The organism is Ruegeria sp. AM5, from assembly GCF_056540645.1.
This window is the reverse complement of record NZ_JBQFXC010000001.1, coordinates 370,025-384,994: the sequence shown is the minus strand read 5'-3', so window position 1 is coordinate 384,994 and position 14,970 is coordinate 370,025. Positions and strand designations below refer to the sequence as shown.

Annotated in this window: 17 protein-coding genes; 8 read left to right on the top strand and 9 right to left on the bottom strand. The window is 58.3% G+C overall.

The features are described 5' to 3' along the window. Window positions 1-37: 37 nt before the first annotated feature. Complete coding sequence (locus tag ACR0AH_RS01940) at window positions 38-1,117, top strand: 2'-deoxycytidine 5'-triphosphate deaminase (protein ID WP_170509858.1); 1,080 nt, start codon at window positions 38-40, stop codon at window positions 1,115-1,117. Between the two features lie 3 nt (window positions 1,118-1,120). On the opposite strand, the gene ACR0AH_RS01935 is transcribed toward ACR0AH_RS01940, so the two are convergent. From ACR0AH_RS01935 to argS, 6 genes are all read right to left on the bottom strand, one after another. Next, window positions 1,121-1,360, bottom strand: coding sequence for a hypothetical protein (locus tag ACR0AH_RS01935; protein ID WP_170611055.1), 240 nt, complete (start codon window positions 1,358-1,360; stop codon window positions 1,121-1,123). Window positions 1,361-1,425: 65 nt separating this feature from the next. Then, window positions 1,426-2,076, bottom strand: coding sequence for an SMC-Scp complex subunit ScpB (scpB, locus tag ACR0AH_RS01930; RefSeq protein WP_170567026.1), 651 nt, complete (start codon window positions 2,074-2,076; stop codon window positions 1,426-1,428). Further along, complete coding sequence (locus tag ACR0AH_RS01925) at window positions 2,069-2,863, bottom strand: segregation and condensation protein A (RefSeq protein ID WP_170509855.1); 795 nt, start codon at window positions 2,861-2,863, stop codon at window positions 2,069-2,071. The genes scpB and ACR0AH_RS01925 overlap by 8 nt, the downstream gene beginning before the upstream one ends. After that, the gene (nagZ, locus tag ACR0AH_RS01920; RefSeq protein WP_480590089.1) at window positions 2,853-3,860 is read right to left on the bottom strand and encodes a beta-N-acetylhexosaminidase; all 1,008 of its coding nucleotides are present in this window, start codon (window positions 3,858-3,860) and stop codon (window positions 2,853-2,855) included. Before nagZ ends, ACR0AH_RS01925 begins: the two co-directional genes overlap by 11 nt. Further along, window positions 3,857-4,900, bottom strand: coding sequence for an SPOR domain-containing protein (locus ACR0AH_RS01915; RefSeq protein ID WP_170732419.1), 1,044 nt, complete (start codon window positions 4,898-4,900; stop codon window positions 3,857-3,859). The genes nagZ and ACR0AH_RS01915 overlap by 4 nt, the downstream gene beginning before the upstream one ends. Before the next feature lie 86 nt (window positions 4,901-4,986). Next, window positions 4,987-6,732 carry an arginine--tRNA ligase gene (argS, locus tag ACR0AH_RS01910; RefSeq protein ID WP_170732421.1) on the bottom strand — a complete coding sequence of 582 codons (1,746 nt, stop codon included), beginning with the start codon at window positions 6,730-6,732 and terminating at the stop codon, window positions 4,987-4,989. 130 nt (window positions 6,733-6,862) lie between these two features. Here argS and ACR0AH_RS01905 point away from each other — a divergent pair, with 130 nt between their 5' ends. Beyond that, entirely contained in the window at window positions 6,863-7,414 is a 552-nt protein-coding gene (locus tag ACR0AH_RS01905; RefSeq protein WP_480590086.1) for a putative pterin-binding protein, read from the top strand. Here the strand turns inward: ACR0AH_RS01905 and ACR0AH_RS01900 are convergent. Beyond that, window positions 7,396-8,553, bottom strand: a complete 1,158-nt coding sequence (locus ACR0AH_RS01900; protein WP_170732423.1) for a deoxyguanosinetriphosphate triphosphohydrolase — start codon at window positions 8,551-8,553, stop codon at window positions 7,396-7,398. The genes ACR0AH_RS01905 and ACR0AH_RS01900 overlap by 19 nt on opposite strands. A gap of 76 nt (window positions 8,554-8,629) precedes the next feature. Here ACR0AH_RS01900 and ACR0AH_RS01895 point away from each other — a divergent pair, with 76 nt between their 5' ends. After that, a complete protein-coding gene (locus ACR0AH_RS01895; RefSeq protein ID WP_170406378.1) occupies window positions 8,630-8,953 on the top strand; it encodes a HesB/IscA family protein in 324 nt (107 codons plus the stop codon). 280 nt (window positions 8,954-9,233) lie between these two features. Continuing rightward, window positions 9,234-10,013, top strand: a complete 780-nt coding sequence (xth, locus tag ACR0AH_RS01890) for an exodeoxyribonuclease III (RefSeq protein WP_170611073.1) — start codon at window positions 9,234-9,236, stop codon at window positions 10,011-10,013. A gap of 4 nt (window positions 10,014-10,017) precedes the next feature. Here xth and ACR0AH_RS01885 read toward each other — a convergent pair whose 3' ends face one another. After that, on the bottom strand, window positions 10,018-11,169 hold the full coding sequence (locus ACR0AH_RS01885; RefSeq protein WP_170732425.1) for an FAD-dependent monooxygenase: 1,152 nt from the start codon (window positions 11,167-11,169) through the stop codon (window positions 10,018-10,020). A 72-nt stretch (window positions 11,170-11,241) separates the two neighbouring features. Beyond that, a complete protein-coding gene (dksA, locus tag ACR0AH_RS01880) occupies window positions 11,242-11,664 on the bottom strand; it encodes an RNA polymerase-binding protein DksA (protein WP_074736317.1) in 423 nt (140 codons plus the stop codon). Window positions 11,665-12,049: 385 nt separating this feature from the next. Here dksA and ACR0AH_RS01875 point away from each other — a divergent pair, with 385 nt between their 5' ends. The 4 genes from ACR0AH_RS01875 (at window position 12,050) to ACR0AH_RS01860 (ending at window position 14,970) form a co-directional block, all read left to right on the top strand. Next, on the top strand, window positions 12,050-12,895 hold the full coding sequence (locus ACR0AH_RS01875) for an AAA family ATPase (RefSeq protein WP_170396653.1): 846 nt from the start codon (window positions 12,050-12,052) through the stop codon (window positions 12,893-12,895). Window positions 12,896-12,985: 90 nt separating this feature from the next. Then, the gene (locus ACR0AH_RS01870) at window positions 12,986-13,435 is read left to right on the top strand and encodes an N-acetyltransferase family protein (protein ID WP_480590084.1); all 450 of its coding nucleotides are present in this window, start codon (window positions 12,986-12,988) and stop codon (window positions 13,433-13,435) included. After that, window positions 13,432-14,796: a DUF2927 domain-containing protein gene (locus tag ACR0AH_RS01865; protein ID WP_480590082.1), complete on the top strand. Its 1,365-nt coding sequence runs from the start codon at window positions 13,432-13,434 to the stop codon at window positions 14,794-14,796. Before ACR0AH_RS01870 ends, ACR0AH_RS01865 begins: the two co-directional genes overlap by 4 nt. Window positions 14,797-14,802: 6 nt before the next feature. Beyond that, a complete protein-coding gene (locus tag ACR0AH_RS01860) occupies window positions 14,803-14,970 on the top strand; it encodes a hypothetical protein (protein WP_170396648.1) in 168 nt (55 codons plus the stop codon).

Below are 14,970 nucleotides of genomic sequence, written 5' to 3'. Positions count from 1 at the left end.
TAGGCCAGATCCCGCTCTGGCAGCAGAGGGGATCGAGATGACAGGTGTTTGCCCAAATCAACAGCTTGAGGCGATGATTGCACGCGGTGAGATCGCCGCAAGCCCAGACATCATCCCTGCACAGGTGCAGCCGGCAAGCCTTGATCTACGTTTGGGAACAGTGGCTTACCGGGTGCGCGCGTCGTTTCTGGCGGGCGAAGGGCGTTCTGTCGCAGACCGGTTGGCCGAGTTTGAGATGCACCGCATCGACATCACTGAAGGCGCTGTTCTGGAAAAGGGCTGTGTCTATCTGGTGCCGCTAATGGAATCGCTCGCCCTGCCCGATGACGTCAGTGCGGTGGCCAATGCCAAAAGCTCGACCGGGCGGCTCGACTTGCTCACGCGCACGATCACCGATGGCGGAACCGAGTTTGATCGGGTTCCCGCAGGCTACACAGGTCCGCTTTATGCCGAGATCTGCCCGCGATCGTTCTCGGTTCTGGTGCGCCCCGGAATGCGTCTGAATCAGATCCGTTTCCGCAAAGGTCAGGCGGTACTCAGCGACGCCGAGCTGACCGCGTTGCATGGTCAAACGCCGTTGGTTGATGGGCCAGCCGTCATTCAGGACGGGTTGGGGTTTTCGGTCGATCTGCAACTGCCCGATACCGATCTGGTCGGCTATCGCGCCAAGCCCCATACCGGGGTGATCGATCTGGATCGGATCGGCGAATACGACCCGCAGGAATACTGGGAAGAGGTGCATACCAAGGACGGTCGCATCATCCTCGACCCCGGCGCGTTCTACATTCTCGTCAGCCGCGAAGCGGTGCATATCCCGCCAATGTATGCTGCTGAAATGGCCCCATATCTCGCTATGGTCGGCGAGTTCCGGGTACATTACGCCGGATTCTTTGACCCGGGCTTTGGACATGCCGAAGCAGGCGGCGCTGGATCACGCGGGGTGCTGGAAGTGCGCTGCCACGAAGCGCCATTTGTGTTGGAACACGGACAAGTCGTCGGGCGCCTAGTTTATGAGAAGATGGCCGAAATGCCGACACAGCTATATGGTGCTGGGATTGCTTCGAACTATCAGGGTCAAGGCCTGAAACTGTCCAAGCATTTCAAAGCTGTGGGCTGAGTTTCAGAACTTCATGAACCGACGCATCTGACGCGACACCTGCCGCATCTGCTTTGCGCTTTGATTTTGGCGCTTGGTCGCATCGCGCATCTGGCGGTCCGCCTCGGGGCCATTCCCAGTATCAGACTGACCCGGTTTACGGCCCACCTTGCTGGCCATATCAATACCCTTGTCCACACCGTGGTTCACCAGGCGACGCATCACCCGGCGCACGATCATATCGATGATCCGATTGGCATTCATTGGCTCAACTCCGTTTCCTGCACCCAATGATAGGCGGGATCTGCGGCAATAAAAGGGCTGTCCGATCACTCTTCTTCGAACAGCTCGGTTTGATCTTCGTCCTCGTCATCACCCTGCCCTTCGCCCAGCGACACAGCACCAGGGGGTGGGCGATTCTCCAACAGTCCGGCTGCGCGCAACTCCTTCAGGCCCGGCAGGTCACGGGCGTTTTCCAGCCCGAAATGATCCAGAAACTCAGGCGTTACGACGAATGTCACCGGACGGCCCGGTGTCATGCGGCGGCGGCCCAGCCGGATCCATTCCATTTCGAGCAACTGGTCGATAGTTCCGCGCGAAACGGACACGCCCCGGATTTCCTCGATCTCCGCACGCGTGCAGGGCTGGTGATAGGCCACGATTGCCAGCGTTTCGATTGCAGCCCGGCTAAGCTTGCGGGTCTCAACCGTTTCCTTCTGCATCAGGAAGCCAAGATCGGGGGCTGTGCGGATCGCCCAAGCCTCACCAACGCGCACCACACGCACCCCGCGCCCTTCGTACCGTTTCTGAAGCGATTCAACAGCTTGCGCGGCATTGCTGCCATGGGGCATCCGCGCTTCAAGATCGCCAATCGTCACTGGCTCGGCGCTGGCAAACAGCACGGCCTCGACCATACGTTCCTGTTCCGCCAAGGGCGGCGCTTCGAACAGTGTGCCTGTTTCTTCGTTGGCGTCAGTCACGTGTCTCAGTCCTCTTACGCAGATGGATCGGCGCAAAGGTCTCGCTTTGCTTGATCTCCATATGTCCTTCTTTCACCAGCTCCAGCGAGGCTGCGAAGGTTGCAGCCGTGGCCGAGCGTCGCCGCACCGGATCAGCATCCCAGCCTTCGGGCAGGTAGGTCTCCATATCCGTCCACGCACCGGCAAAGCCTATCAGGGGTCGCATCCGCTCAAGCGCTTGTTCCATGGTGAAAACGGCGTCGCGGTCCATGACGAAGGGTCGGAACTCGTCGCGCGTGCGGATACGCGCGTAGCCCTGCATCAGGTCCAGTAGCGTCGCGGAATAGGTCACGGTGCGGATACGCGTAACATCCTCACCCTGCCCACGTTTGAAGAAATCACGGCCCAATTGGTCACGCGCCATCAGGCGCGCAGCGGCATCGCGCATGGCCTGCAGACGCTCCAATTGGAATGCGAGGTGCGCGGCCAGTTCCTCACCCGATGGGCCTTCGTCATCCGGGTCCGGGGGCAGCAGCAAGCGGGATTTGAGGAAAGCTAGCCAAGCGGCCATCACCAGATAGTCGGCGGCCAGTTCGATCCTCAACTGACGCGCTTTTTCGACAAAGGTCAGATACTGTTGAGCCAGCGCAAGAACCGAGATTTTTCGCAGGTCCACTTTTTGCGTACGCGAAAGTGTCAAAAGCACATCGAGCGGACCTTCAAACCCGTCGACGTCTACAATCAAAGCCTCGGCGGCCAGCCGATCGGCAACCGAGACCGGGTCTTCGCTGAAAAGGTTATCCTGCATATACCTGCCCGCCCATTAGGGCAGATAGTTCCGCCTCGGCGGCTTGGATGTCAAGTTCCTGTGGCGGTTGTCTCCGGACCAGCGCCCGATCTGCGCGGGCTTGTGCCGCATCCGACATCTCACCAGCGGCTTCGAGCACCTCAGCACGCTCTTCAAAGGCCCCGTTGCAGTGCAAAGCAACATCGCATCCAGCGTCCAGTGCCTGTCGGGCCAAGTCGGCGGGCGCGCCGTTCAGGGCTTTCATCGTGATATCGTCGGTCATAATCAGACCGTCGAAACCGATGCGCTCCCTAATCATCGTCATCATTCCAGCAGAAATCGTTGCGGGCCGTGGATCGATCTGGTCATAAACCAAATGCGCCGTCATCCCCATCGGCAAGTCGTTCAGCGCGCGGAATGGTGCAAAGTCTGCTGCTTCCAGTGCACTTAGAGAAAGATCCACATGCGGCAACTCGTGATGACTGTCGAGCGTCGACAGACCGTGGCCGGGCATGTGCTTTACTACCGGCAACACTCCGCCATCAAAGTGTCCGTTGGCAACGGCTCGACCAATCGCGGAAACCTTTTCGGGATCAGACCCATAGCAGCGGTTCTTCAGGAACGCATGAGTACCCTCGCGGGCCAGATCGACCATCGGTGCACAATTGCTGTCGATGCCCAATTCCAGCAGTTCATGCGCGATCAGACGATAGCGCAGATACATCGCGCGCTCGGCCTGATCTTCGGCATGCGCGACATGATCCAAAGGAGGCAACCATTCACGGGCTAAAGGTGCGCGCAGACGTTGTACGCGGCCCCCCTCCTGATCGACGGTGATTAGGCAATTTCGGCCAACCGCTGCGCGGAAGTCCTCGCACAAGGCGCGGGTCTGATCAGCGGATTCGATGTTGCGGGCAAACAGAATGAACCCGAACGGGTTCATCTCTTTGAACAAAGCTTTTTCATCCGGCGTCAGGCGCAGCCCTTCGGCATCGGTGATAACCGCGCCAAATCTCACCGGACGGCGACCGGGATACAGTCGGCACCCTGCGCAACCAAAGCGGCACAGAACTGGCGCGAGTCGCCGAGATCATCAAATCCCATGACGCGTAGGCGATAGAAGGTGCGGCCACCGCTTGAAGTTTTCTGGATAACTCGCTGTTTCCCATCCATATACTCGGCAAAGCGCCCATTCAGGCGCGCCCATTCGGCCTGTGCAACATCGGCGCTTTCATAGGCTCCAAGCTGCGCCAGCCGCGTTCCTTTGGTCAGCGTATCCGGGTCCACATCCAGTCCAACGGCAGCCTTTACAGCAGCGTTGATCGCCGCCTCGGTTGCACTGTTGGACGAAATAGAACTCGGTGTTGCACGGGCGGGCCGCACGGCTGGTCGCAGCGACCGGCGCACCCCCGGCAAAGCGGCTATCTTCGGGTCAGGCTGTTGCGCGGCGTAATCTGCCGGGTCGATCGCAGGCTCTTCCTCGGGCGTGACCAGTGAAGCCAACTGAACGCCTTCTTCCGGCGTTTGCTCATGCGTGGTATCGGCAGCAAGCCCCTCGGCCAGAGCATTCACAACGGCCTGATCTGTGGCAGGCTCTTCGATGACCTGCACGGCATTCGTGGCCTCAAGCCCAGTCATGGGTGTGTCTTCATCGGTCAGCGAAACAGGGCGCGGGGCCAGGATCAGCCGATCTGCTGGCGGCGCAGCTGTTCCGACCGCTGCAACAGCATTCACCGCCAACCCCTGGTGGTCAGCAGGCGTTCCGCCGGGATTTTCGGGTTGTACACGCATCGGTCCTTCGGCAGCGCGCACCACAGGTACACCGCTGACATCGCGCATGATCAGTTGATAGCCCCAAACACCTACACCTGCCACCAGTGCCAAGGACGCAACCGCCCCCAAAACGTTGACAATACGGCCCAGCCCTGCGCCTGCACGCGGGGCTTCGTCATAGCCATAGCTTTCTTCGGAATAGTCATACGCATCATGCGCATGGGCTTGATTCGAGTAATGCATTTGCTCGGGGCTGTGCTGCCCCGAGTAATCGTAACGTGCCATATCCGCCTCACCGCCCGAGTGCGCCGGAAAAGTGGCGCGCGGGTCATTTCTTGTCTGCCTCAGACCGGCGGTTCGGGCGATATTTGTTACCGCATCTCCTGCGCCGGGGTAACGCCAAGAATACCCAAGCCCGCTGAAATCACAACAGAAACAGCGCGGGCCAGCGCGATTTTCGACTGGCTTGTGGCAACATCGCCATCCTGGATGAAACGCAGCTGGGTTTCGTCGTTACCCTTGTTCCACAACGCGTGAAAATCTCCTGCCAATTCATAGAGATAGAAGGCAACCCGGTGCGGTTCATTGGTCCGTGCAGCGATTTCAACCAAACGTGGCCATTCTGCCAGTTTCTTGGCAACCGTCAGCTCAGATGCGTGATCAATCTTGCCCAGATCCGCCCCGGAAAGAGCCGCATCATCGGCAGCGATCCGGGCCTCAGCCGCACGGCGCAGTACACTCATGACCCGGGCATGAGCGTATTGGACGTAGAACACCGGGTTTTCGCGGCTTTGTTCCAGCACCTTGTCGAAATCGAAATCCAGCGGTGCGTCGTTCTTGCGGGTCAGCATCACGAAACGGGTTACATCAGGCCCGACCTGATCGACTACATCGCGCAACGTGACAAAGTTCCCTGCCCGCTTGGACATCTTGAATGGCTCGCCATTCTTCCACAACTTCACCAATTGGGTCAGCTTGATATCCAGCGGCACCTTACCATCGGAAAGGGCCGAAACCGCCGCCTTCATCCGTTTGACATAGCCGCCATGGTCCGCACCGAACACGTCGATTAGCGCGTCAAACCCACGGCTCACCTTGTCATAATGATAAGCGATATCCGGGGCGAAATAGGTCCAGCTGCCGTCCGATTTCTTGACCGGGCGGTCGACGTCATCCCCGTGTTCAGTAGATTTGAACAAGGTTTGCTCGCGCGGCTCCCAATCCTCGGGCTTCTTGCCTTTCGGCGGCTCAAGCACGCCTTCGTAGATCAGGCCCTTGTCGGTCAAAGACTGCAGCGCCGCCTCGATCCGACCCGTGCCGTAGAGCGACTTCTCTGAGAAGAACACGTCCATCTCAACGCCCAGCGCCTTCAGGTCGGCGCGGATCAGGTCCATCATCGCGTCGGTGGCAAAGTTGCGCAGCTCTTCCAGCCATTCGCTTTCCGGCTTGTCGATCAGGCTGTCGCCGTATTTCTCTTTCAGCGCTTCACCGATCGGGATCAGGTAATCGCCCGGGTACAGGCCCTCGGCGATCTCTGGGCTCAGACCATTCGCCTCGCGATACCTTTCATAGGCCGACCGCGCCAACACATCCACCTGCGCGCCGCCATCGTTGATGTAGTATTCGCGGGTCACCTCATGGCCCGAATAGGCCAGCAAGCTTGCCAGCGCATCACCGAACACAGCCCCCCGCGTGTGGCCCACATGCAGCGGGCCGGTCGGGTTGGCCGAGACATACTCCACGTTCACCTTCTGACCATATCCCATGGTCGAACGGCCATAACCGGTGCCCTTTTCCAGCACCGCAGCCAACACTCCCTGCCAAACTGAAGACGCAAGCCGCAGGTTTAGAAAGCCCGGGCCCGCCACCTCGGCGCTGGTGATCCGGTCGTCTGCAGACAGCTTGCCCGCAAGCACATCCGCAATGTCCCGCGGCTTCATCTTCGCCGGTTTCGCCAGTACCATCGCCGCATTGGTCGCCATATCGCCATGCGCCGCATCGCGCGGAGGCTCAACCGCCACGTTGTCAAAGCTCAGCCCCTCAGGCAGCGCGCCTTCGGACTGCATCTGCGCCAGCGCGTCCAGTACCAGGCCGCGGATCTCGGAAAACAGGTTCATTTCGGATGTCCTTTTGCTTGCCGCGGGGTTTACCACGCAAAGCGCCAAGGTCAATGGACGCCTAAATTTTGCGCTTGGATTAACCGCTATCAGGGCTAAGGTCGGGGAAAACCGTGACCGGAGCCCCTGAATGCGCCTTACCCTGCCCTTCGCCCTGTTGCTGACCACCGCCCTGCCCACATGGGCCGAGATGCCCTCACCTCAAGGCCACGTACTGCTGACGCTCGGTGGCGCCATCACCGAAACCAATCTGCCCGCGCGCGCTGAGAACGACGGTGGGCTGTTGGGTTTTCTCGAAGTCACACATGACGGTGCAGCAGGCTTTGACGCTGCCATGCTGGACGGGTTGGAACAGATCGAAATCGCCATCCCCTACGGCCCGCCAGAGAACCAGCGCGACTATACCTTTTCCGGCCCACTGTTGTCCGACGTGATGACGATGGCAGGTGCGAGGGGCAAATCTGCTCTGCCCATGGCTATGGATGGCTATCAGGCTGAAATCCCATGGGAAAGCATCGAGACACATCAACCCATCGTGGCCACCCACGCGGATGGCGTGCCGATGGGCATTGGTAGTTACGGCCCCACGATGATCGTTTTCCCGCCCACGAATGATGCTGAACTGGCTCAAACACAAGCCAGCCAACAGGTCTGGGCCATCGCCTATATTGCGATCGAGTGATCTCCGGTAAGCCGGGCATGGTCTTGCAGCGCAAACCTGTCGGTCATGCCCGCGATATAATCCGAGACGATGCGGGCCAGCGCGGTCTCATCCTTTGCCGTCTCGATATCGACATGCCAGTGCCTGGGCATCTGTTTCGGGTCGGACAGGTAAATCGGAAACAGTTCCTCAACCACCTTGCTGACACTGGCGCGCACTTCCATCACGCTCGGTGCGCGATACATGCGCGAAAACAGGAAGGCACGGATCTGTTTGAGCTTCGCCCAAAGATCATCCGAAAATTGAATGACCGGATAACCCAGATGGCGGATATCCTCGACCGACTGCGCCCCCGAGGCCGCTATCAACGCGCGTGAGGTGTCGATAACATCCGAAACCATGACGCCAAATACCCGTCTGAGCGCCTCGTGCCGACGGCGATAAGGGTCAAGACCCGGATACTTGGCATCCACTTCGGCGAAACAGGCATCAATTATGGGAAGCTGCTGAATGTCTTCATCTCTGAACAATCCCGCCCGCAATCCGTCAAACAGATCGTGGTTGTTGTAGGCAATGTCGTCCGATAGCGCCGCGACCTGCGCCTCGGCGCTCGCATGGGTATGGAGTTCGAGGTCAAAGCCCTGGTTGCATTCGGCCAGCGCCCAGGGCAGCTCGCCAGTAACCGGTCCGTTGTGTTTAGCTATTCCTTCCAGACATTCCCAGGTCAGGTTGCACCCATCAAACTCGGCGTAGTGACGCTCAAGTTTGGTTACGATCCGAATGGCCTGCGCGTTGTGATCGAAGCCACCATATGGCTCCATCAACGCATGCAGAGCATCCTCGCCCGTGTGACCAAACGGTGTGTGCCCTAGGTCATGCGCTAAAGCGACTGCCTCGGTCAATTCGCCGTTCAAACCCAAGGCCCCGGCAATCGTCCTGGCCACCTGAGCCACTTCAATGGAATGCGTCAGGCGGGTTCGATAACTGTCGCCCTCATGCTCGACAAACACCTGAGTTTTGTGTTTGAGGCGCCTAAACGCGCTGGCATGAATTATCCTGTCACGGTCGCGCTGAAAGCATGACCGAAAACTGCTTTCCTCCTCAGGTACAAGCCGCCCCCTTGCGCGGCCTGGGTCCGAGGCAAAACCCGCTCTGTCCAAAGGTCTTGTCCTTGTCGCCTGTCGTCAGATTCCATATATTGTACGATGCTAAGGAAATAAACCTTTGGAGACCGGCATGAATCTGCCCCCAACAGTCACAGAACGCGCCTTTGAACGCCTGGCCGAAATCGGTGCCGCAGATCAGGGCCAGGCCCTGCGTGTCGCTGTGGAGGGTGGCGGATGTTCCGGTTTTCAATACGAGATCGCCCTGGATGAGCCGAAAGAGGACGATTTGGTGCTAGAGGGCAAAGGCCAAAAGGTCATCGTCGACTCGATCTCTCTGCCGTTTCTGGAGAACGCGGTAATTGATTTCACACAGGAACTCATCGGCGCGCGCTTCGTGATTGAGAACCCCAACGCCACGTCTTCCTGCGGCTGCGGCACATCGTTCTCGATGTAGCGCCAGTGGGGGCTTTGCCCCCACACCCCCAAGGTATTTTTAGCCAGATGAAGAGGGATCCGCTCTCTGACAGTCAAAGTCAGAGAGCTTCACCTGGCGCGGTCATCGGCGCCTCCGCCTGTACCGCATACTCAGTTTTGACGAATATGGTTAAGAATCCGTTTCTTCATCTGGCTAAAAATACCTCGGAGCGCGAGGCAGAGCCTCGCTAACTTGTTCGGCAACTTGCCGTTGCGTGTATTCTGCGCGATAGGTTGCCAATGGCACCGGAGGATCACGCATGAAAATCGCCACATTCAACATCAACGGTATCAAGGCACGGGCCGAGGCGTTACCTCGCTGGTTGGATGAGGCACAGCCCGATGTCGTGTTGCTGCAGGAAATCAAATCAATCGATGAGAATTTCCCCCGCGAGATTTTCGGGGAGCGTGGATATAACGTTGAAACCCATGGGCAAAAGAGCTTCAACGGCGTTGCAATCCTTTCGAAATTGCCGCTTGAGGATGTCTCCCTTGGGTTGCCCGGTGATGAAAGTGATGAGCAGGCGCGCTGGATCGAAGCCACTGTCATAGGAAAGAGAGCACTGCGCATCTGCGGATTGTATCTGCCAAATGGCAATCCGGTGCCGGGGCCGAAATATGACTACAAGCTTGAGTGGATGGAGCGCCTCTATGATCGTGCCCGCGATTTGATGGCATCAGAGGAACCCGCATTGATGGCCGGGGATTACAATATTATTCCGCAGGCCGAAGATGCCAAGCGCCCCGACGCCTGGCGCGAGGATGCGTTGTTTCGGCCCGAAAGCCGTGCAGCATTTCGCAAGATATTAAATCTGGGCTTCACCGAAGCCTTTCGCGCACGAACGCAAGGCCCCGGTCATTACTCATTCTGGGATTATCAAGCCGGTGCGTGGAACAGAAACGACGGGATCCGCATCGATCACTTTCTTCTGACGCCGCAAGCTGCAGATTTGATGCGTGATTGCAGGATCGATGCCGAAGTGAGGGGGCACGAAAAACCTTCGGACCATGTGCCGGTCTGGGTTGATCTCGACCTGTGAACGCTTACGCGGTCGCGTCGTAGCTATAGATCCACTCGTAGCGCCGCGCCAAGCGTGGACCAACCGCCATTAAGGCGGCCTGCGCGGCCAGCCTCATTGGCCCACGAAGGTGGAAATTACGCGCATTTGCGCCTGCGGCGCCAATCACTTGCCTGGCACGCGGTCGTCGAGTGGCTTCATAGGTAGCCAATGCGCGGGCGACGCCTGAGTTGTCCTGGAACGCGCGTGTCAGGACCCAGGCATCTTCCAGTGCTAGGCAAGCTCCTTGGGCCATAAAAGGCAACGTCGGGTGCGCCGCATCCCCAAGCACGGCCAATCGCCCATTCTGCCAGATTTGCGCCACGGGGCGCAGAAACAGCGCCCAAAGGTGAACCTCTTCAATCTTTGACAATATGTCACCAACCGGTCCGCCAAAATCGGCGAACCGGGTTCGCAGGTCGTCGGGATCACCCTGACGTCGCCAGCCTTCCTCTTGCCAGTCGGAACGCTCTTCTATGGCCACGATGTTCACGAGGCGTTGATCGCGCAGCGGGTAGGTTACCACGTGCCGGCCTGGCCCCATCGTCAAGGACGCGCATGGCAGTTCTTCTCGCTGGGTCCAGGGGATCGTTGCTCGCCAGGCAACCTGATGGGTGAACACCGGGACCTCGGGACCATTCAAGATCGGGCGGATAGCGCTGCGCCCACCGTCTGCGGCGATTGCGCATTCCGCACGCAGCCTTTCGCCGCTTTCCAGAACGATCTCGGCTTCGCTTGGGTGTTTATGAACCGTGGCGACAGGTGCATCCAGCCGAATATCCACCCCAGAGCGCAAGGCGGCTTTGTGCAACAGGTCCAGCAGATCTGCCCGGTGATAATAGTAAGTCGACCCAGCGGCAGGGACCGGGACCCGACTGATCACGCGCCCATTACGGTAATCGCGCAAAACGGTCCCACCCGAGATTTGTCCAGCTTCCGGGACCTTACCAGCAACGCCTAGCGCACGCAGTACCGCCATCCCGTTCGCACTGATTTGCAATCCAGCACCAACTTCGGTCAGTTCTGGGGCCTGCTCCAGAACCGTCACCTGAGCACCCTGACTTCGCAGTGCGAGTGCCGCCGCCATGCCCCCAATGCCGCCGCCAATGACGCAGAAATTCAGACCATTGATATTCATGGGCCTGCCATAACGCAAAAACGCCGGGGCGACAGGCCCCGGCGCTGTTGTTTTGTTGCAATTTCCCAGCGATCAATCGTCGCGGTGGACCTTTTCGCGGCGCTCGTGACGCTCTTGCGCCTCAAGCGTCATAGTCGCGATAGGACGCGCATCCAGGCGCTTGAGCGAGATCGGATCACCGGTCTTCTCGCAATATCCATACTCCCCTTCTTCGATCCGGCGCAGGGCCGAGTCGATTTTGGCCACCAGCTTACGCTGACGATCCCGGGTGCGCAGTTCCAGCGCACGGTCGGTCTCTTCGCTTGCGCGGTCAGCGACATCGGGAATGTTTCGGGTGTTGTCCTGCAGACCTTCGATCGTATCACGGCTGCCTGCGAGTAGTTCTGTCTTCCAATCCATCAGCTTGCGGCGAAAATACTCAAGCTGGCGATCATTCATGAAAGGTTCATCTTCAGCCGGACGGTAATCTTCCGGCAGAAAAACTTCCTGCTTCATATTTGCTCCCTCGGTATGGCCTGAAACGTCGGTTGCGATTGTATTACCTGACATTCGGCACCCCCTTCTGCGGAGCGTTTATCCGACGGGGCAGAGATTGTCACTACACAAACGTATGCCTCGCCGCCGCGTCACTCCGACTGCTCTAATATTGAGACTTGTAACAACAAAACCTTGTTTTTCTGTGGTTCTCGCAAGGCGTTTTTCAGGCAGCTTCAACCCCTGCGATACCCCGCCCCGAACGAATCGCCCAAAACAGATTGGACTTACAGCCCATTCCATCCTTTCGCGACGCTGCGGCCCGGCTTGTAAATAACCTTGCCTCTCTGTAACCCGAGCAGAGCAAACCCAGCCCGCATTCCGCGGAAACCACATGAGGGGTCCCATGACCGCACGTTTTCAAGGCACCGCAGAATATGTTGCCACCGACGATCTGAACATTGCCGTGAACGCCGCCGTCACGCTGGAACGCCCGCTGCTTGTCAAGGGCGAACCCGGAACCGGCAAAACCGAGCTGGCGAAACAGGTCGCAGGCGCGCTGGGGCTGACGATGATTGAGTGGAACGTGAAATCCACCACCCGAGCGCAACAGGGGTTGTATGAATACGATGCGGTCAGCCGTTTGCGCGATAGCCAGCTTGGCGAAGAGCGCGTGCATGATGTTTCGAACTACATTCGCAAGGGCAAGCTGTGGCAGGCGTTTGACGCGGATGAAAAGGTCGTGTTGCTGATCGACGAGATCGACAAGGCTGATATCGAGTTTCCGAACGACCTGCTGCAGGAACTCGATAAGATGGAGTTCCACGTCTACGAGACTGGCGAGACGATCCGTGCCAAGAACCGCCCTATCGTCATAATCACGTCGAACAACGAAAAGGAACTACCTGACGCATTCCTGCGCCGCTGCTTCTTTCACTACATCCGCTTTCCAGACGAAGCCACGATGCGCCGTATCGTCGAAGTCCATCACCCCGGCATCAAAGATGCGCTGCTGACCACCGCGCTGACCCAGTTCTACGAAATCCGCGAAACGCAGGGTTTGAAGAAAAAGCCCTCGACCTCGGAAGTGCTGGACTGGCTGAAACTGCTCTTGGCTGAGGACTTGAGCGCTGAGGACCTTAAACGCGACGGTGTGAATGCACTGCCCAAGCTACATGGTGCGCTTCTAAAAAATGAGCAGGACGTACATCTGTTTGAACGGCTGGCCTTTATGGCGCGCAGCAAGCGGTGATCACAGCTTGTCATCGGTACGGTCGGGTGTCAGCATTACATCAACGAAAGACCCCGCGCCAATCGGGCCTCCAGAGCAGGAAATAGTAAAATGTCTAACGCCGTCACAATTCGCCCCTTGCAACCAGAAGACCGGGATCAATGGGCCGAAATGTGGCGTGACTACCTGGCATTTTATGAAACCGAAGTGCAGGATTCGACTTTCCAAAGCACCTTTGCGCGGCTCTTAGGTGATGATCCGAATGACTTTTCCTGTTTTGTCGCGGATTTGGATGGGCAACTGCTTGGACTGACCCACTACCTGTTTCATCGCCACGCCTGGAAGGAAGAAAGTGTCTGCTATCTGCAGGATCTCTATGCCCGCCCAGAAGCGCGAGGCACCGGAGTTGGGCGCGCCCTGATTGAGGCCGTCTATGAAGAAGCGGACAGGCAGAAAGCCCCCTCAGTCTATTGGCTGACGCAGGAAAACAACCATACCGCACGCAAACTCTATGACCGCATCGGCAAGTTGTCGCCGTTCCTGAAGTATCAGCGACCATGAGGCTTTTAGGCGCAACCCTACTTCTGGCGGCGCTGTCTGCCTGCACCACGGTCGACCGGATCGAGACGCCGACCCGTACCCAGGTGATTGAAGCTTCGCTGCCGCCGTCTAAATCCTTCGGCGCTGCTCGTCCAAGCCCGCCTGCCCGCTCAAACAAGAACATCGCCGCAGATTTCCTATCGCTGCATTTCGCACTTGAGAGCGGCGCAGAGTTGCCCGTTTTCACCCGATTTGATGGACCCATCACGGTGCGTCTGACTGGGACACCGCCACCAACGATGCAGACCGACCTGAGCCGGCTACTGACCCGGTTGCAACGTGAGGCGAAGATCGACATCCGGCAGATTCCAGAGGGTCAGGCGAACATCACGATCGAGGCTGTAAGCCAGAAACAGATCCGCCGCATCCTGCCGCAGGCAGCCTGTTTCGTCGTGCCCAACTCTTCAAGTCTGGAAGAATACCGCCGTGACAGGCGCAAAAGCAAAAGCAACTGGACCGAACTGCGAAAACGTGAACGGATCGGGATATTCATCCCCTACGATGCCAGCCCACAGGAAATTCGGGACTGCCTGCATGAAGAATTGGCTCAGGCACTTGGACCTCTGAACGACCTCTATCGCCTAACCGATTCAGTATTCAACGACGACAATTTCCACACGGTTCTGACCGGATTCGACATGTTGATCCTGCGCGCAGCCTATGCGCCTGAGTTGCAAAATGGCATGACACGCGAACAGGTGGCAGCGGTTCTGCCCGGCGTACTCAGCCGGCTGAACCCCAGAGGGGATCGGGTTGCGCCACAACAGGTTACTGAGACACCTCGGGTGTGGATTAATGCAGTTCAACGCGCTTTGGGGGCTGGCACTGGTACGGCCAAGCGCGTTAACGCTGCGAACGAGGCAGCGCGAATTGGTCAACAGCAAGGCTGGACCGACCACCGCCGCGCCTATCCGCATTATCTGCTGGGGCGCATGGGGCAATTCGACGACCCCGAGGCGGCGCAGCAGCAATATGAAATTGCCCTGAAATACCTGAACGCCACCCCGGGAACGGAAATTCAGCGCGCTCATATCACGGCACAAACCGCAGCATTTGCTTTGGCACAGGGTCAGGGCACCGAGGCCCTGCCCGAATTGAACAAAGCAATCAGTGTTATGACGAAGGCCGAGAACGCCGCCCTTCTGGCCACCCTGCTGCTGCTCAAATCCGAGGCGCTGCGGCAGTCCGGTCAACTAGATCAGGCACGTCGCGTTCGGCTGGACAGTATCGGATGGGCACGTTACGGCTTCGGCTCGGATTTGGTGGTGCGCTCGGTCACACAAGACATCGCGCAGTCAGCCGCCACAAGCACGGGTGGATAACGTCACATGATAGTGGTTCTGGGCATGGCTATTCTGGGCGCGATTCTGGGCGCGTTGACAGCACGCAAACGTAACGGAAGCGGTGCGGATATGGCTCAATACGCTGCAGGTTACGGCATTGCCTTTGCGTTGGTCGGGCTGGTGATTTCACTGGTCATTGTTCGTCTGGTATAG